The sequence below is a fragment of the Succinimonas sp. genome, from assembly GCF_045225735.1.
In the GTDB taxonomy this organism is placed as follows: Bacteria; Pseudomonadota; Gammaproteobacteria; order Enterobacterales; family Succinivibrionaceae; genus Succinimonas.
Genome location: NZ_JBGVBR010000237.1, coordinates 1 through 3,308, shown reverse-complemented (window position 1 = coordinate 3,308; position 3,308 = coordinate 1). Strand labels below are relative to the sequence as shown.

The following is a 3,308-nucleotide window of genomic DNA, read 5'->3' as shown; positions in this document are numbered from 1 at the left end:
CCGGACTATCAATCCGGGCCATACCTAAGGTGAAGGTTAAAGCTCCTACCCACCCACATATCCTCCAGAAGAAGCATACAAACTGTCGCAGAATGGAGCCATAGACAGTTACGCTGAATACCTCCACATCAAATTTGATGAGCGCAATTTACTGGAATCAGCGAAAATAGAGTCTCGCGGCACCACTTTTCGAAAACTGTCCTGAGAAGTCACAGTCCAACCAGCATAGGAGTTGATTCTCTGCGGATCTTACGACTTAAGGCACTCGTGCAAAATAACATGGAAGAAAAACAAAGACTCAATCTGCGAGAACTTTTTGGTTCAAAACATGACAGTGAAATTGCAGAGATGATGATGAGCTTTCAACCGGCACTTCTCATGGAGGTAAGAAATGATGATTTTTGAATGGGTGCCTAACAAATCTGTCGGGGATCTGGTATTTGGCATGAACCGGACAGATTGCCGGAAAATTATGGACAGCGAACACACGCCAATACATAACAATTCTACTGACGTTTATTACAAGCTCTTTATACGTCTGGGTTATGACAGTGATGATCTCCTGAGATCCGTGGAATTCTGCGGCTGTGAAAAGGAGTATTACGATGTCCGCTACAATGGCGTCACCATTTACCCCCTTACCAGAAGGCAATTCTTCAAGGTTATGGATAAAAGTCTTTTTGTTCCGGACGACTATGCGGGATATATCAGCTATGAGCTCAATCTTTCAGTCGGCTGGGATGAAGATGTGGATACCTTGCTGGTTGGCAGGCTGAATTACATGCGCGATGCTGACATCTGGCTGGAAGAAACAAAAAAGCTCGACATTCTTTACCCTCAGCTCAAAAAGGGCATGGATCGGGAGGAAAGCAGAAAGATTCTGACAGGGCATCAATACAAACTGTCGGAGGATGGAGCCACAGACAGTTACGCTGAATACCTCCACATCACATTTGATGAGCGCAATTTGCTGGAATCGGCGAAAATAAAGTACTAAGGGGCGCCGCTTTTCGGAAACTGTCCTGACAAGGCCGTTTTTGATTGTTATCAGGGTGCCTGCTCAGGAATCAGTATATGCCGGATGCATGAAAAAAACCCGGGGCTGCAAGATCCCGAGGCATCTTCCTTGTTATTCACCCAAACTGCTTCCAGGACTTTTTGGCAGCTTTGACGGCATCTTTTCCGCCGGTCTTGCCGTTTTTCCCGGCTTTCCCGCCGGTGTCAGAAGCGGCCGCAGTTTTCTGCTCCCCTTTGCCGTCTTTGGCAGCAAACACATCGCAGCGGAAGGCCTTGGCCAGAACCTCTTCGATGTTTTTCACCGGCATGATATTGAGATCCTTTTTGATGGCCGCCGGAACCTCTTCAAGATCCTTTACGTTATCCTCCGGTATCAGGATATCAAAAATTCCCTCTCTCCGGGCGGCGCTGAGCTTGGCGCGGAGACCGCCCACCGGGAGCACCCGGCCGTGCAGGGATATTTCTCCGGTCATGGCAACATCACCCCGCACCGGAATGCCGGTCACAATGCTGACAATGGCGATGGCAATACTGATCCCGGCGCTGGGGCCGTCCTTGGGCACCGCTCCGGCCGGAAAATGAATATGGAGATCATGCTTCCCGAAAAAGTCATCCGGCACGTTAAGCCGCGGGGCCAGCACTCTGACCACGGTAATGGCGGCGGCAATGGATTCCTTCATCACATCCCCCAGCTTGCCGGTAAAGACCTCCCGCCCTTTTCCGGGCATGGCCTCGGCTTCTATGGATAGCACGTCGCCGCCGGAGGTGGTATAGGCCAGACCGTTTACCGTGCCCACAATGTCCCGGTGCTCGTTTTTCATGGGAGGCTCTCCCGGGCCCAGATATGACTGCAGCTTTCTGGAATCAATGCGGATGCGGGTGAGCTCCTTCTTGCTGAGACGGATCTCCTTAACCGCCTTCTGGAGGAGCCGGGAGAGCAGGCGGTCAAGACTTCTGACTCCGGCCTCCCGGGTATAATTGGTAATAAGCTCCCGGAGGGCGTTATCGGTAATGACGACCTCGTCAGCGGAAACGCCGTTATACTGGAACTGCCGGGGGATCAGAAACTTCTTGGCCAGCTGGAACTTCTCCTCCATGGTATAGCCGTCCAGCTGAATGATTTCCATGCGATCCAGGAGGGGGGAAGGAATGTCCAGAGTGTTGGCGGTGGCCACGAACATCACATTGGAGAGATCAAAGCCCACCTCCAGATAGGTATCCATAAAGGAGTTGTTCTGCTCCGGATCCAGCACCTCCAGAAGCGCTGCCGAAGGATCCCCGTGATGGCTGATGCCGGAAACCTTATCGATTTCATCCAAAAGGAAAAGCGGATTGTTCACCCCGATTTTAGTCATAGCCCGCATGATCTTGCCCATGTCAGAACCGGCATAGGTACGGTTGAAGCCCCGAATGTCAGCCTCGTCATGAATGCCGCCCAAAGCCAGTCTGGTATATTTGCGGCCGGTAGCCCGGGCCAGGGATTTGCCGAGAGAGGTCTTGCCCACCCCGGGAGGCCCCACAAGACAGATAATGGGGGCATGAAGCCTGTCGGAACGCTTCTGCACGGCCAAATATTCCAGAATGCGTTCCTTGACCTTCTCGAGACCGTAATGATCCTCATCCAGCACGGTTCTGGCATACTCCAGATCGTCCTTGACCTCAGTCTGTTCAATCCAGGGCAGGGACATCAGATTGTTAAGATAGTTCCGCACCATGGCAGTCTCCACCCGGTCTCCGGTGGCCAGCCGCAGTCTTTTGGACTCCTTCTGGTACTTCTTAATAACCTCCTTGGGCATGCGGGGATCGTTTAGCTTTCTTTCAATCTCGGCCTTGTCATCGTCAAGATCCGCTTCAGCCTCTCCGGCAGCAATGCCCGGCCCTTCCGCATTGCCGTTTCCGCCCGGACCTTCCCGGAGGTAACGGCGAATTTCCATAAGCTCGTCGCGAATGGAAGCCATTTCGGAGCTCATGGTTTCGGGATCGGCAAACCTGCTGGACGGATCACCGGAACCGGAGACGTCAATGGAGAATTGCTCAATGCGGGGATAAACCCGATCGCAGATCTCCTGCACCAGGTCATTGTAGGAAGAAAATGCTGCGAAGCGCTCTGCAATATCCTTTCCGGTAATCTCCGGAAACATATGCTGCACTCCCATTTGCAGGAGCTCCTGATCCTGCCTTTGCATTACCAGAAGCAAAGCAAAGCCCAGTCTTAAAATGCTGCGGCTGTGCTCCGCCGCCATCAGAAAATAAGGCGGGTGAATAAAGCATTTCCGGTAGTATTCCACCAT

The 3,308-nt window shown here is 52.2% G+C and carries 2 protein-coding genes; one reads left to right on the top strand and one right to left on the bottom strand.

The features are described from left to right. Window positions 1-391: 391 nt before the first annotated feature. Window positions 392-997: a hypothetical protein gene (locus tag ACJROR_RS08260; RefSeq protein ID WP_406546713.1), complete on the top strand. Its 606-nt coding sequence runs from the start codon at window positions 392-394 to the stop codon at window positions 995-997. 136 nt (window positions 998-1,133) lie between these two features. Here ACJROR_RS08260 and lon read toward each other — a convergent pair. Further along, window positions 1,134-3,308: endopeptidase La (gene lon / locus ACJROR_RS08255; protein WP_406546712.1), on the bottom strand; the 2,175-nt coding region annotated here is incomplete at its 5' end.

Coding starts and splice junctions, on each gene's coding strand:
- ACJROR_RS08260 (WP_406546713.1), top strand. CDS start 392: ATGATGATTTTTGAATGGGTGCCTAACAAATCTGTCGGGGATCTGGTA.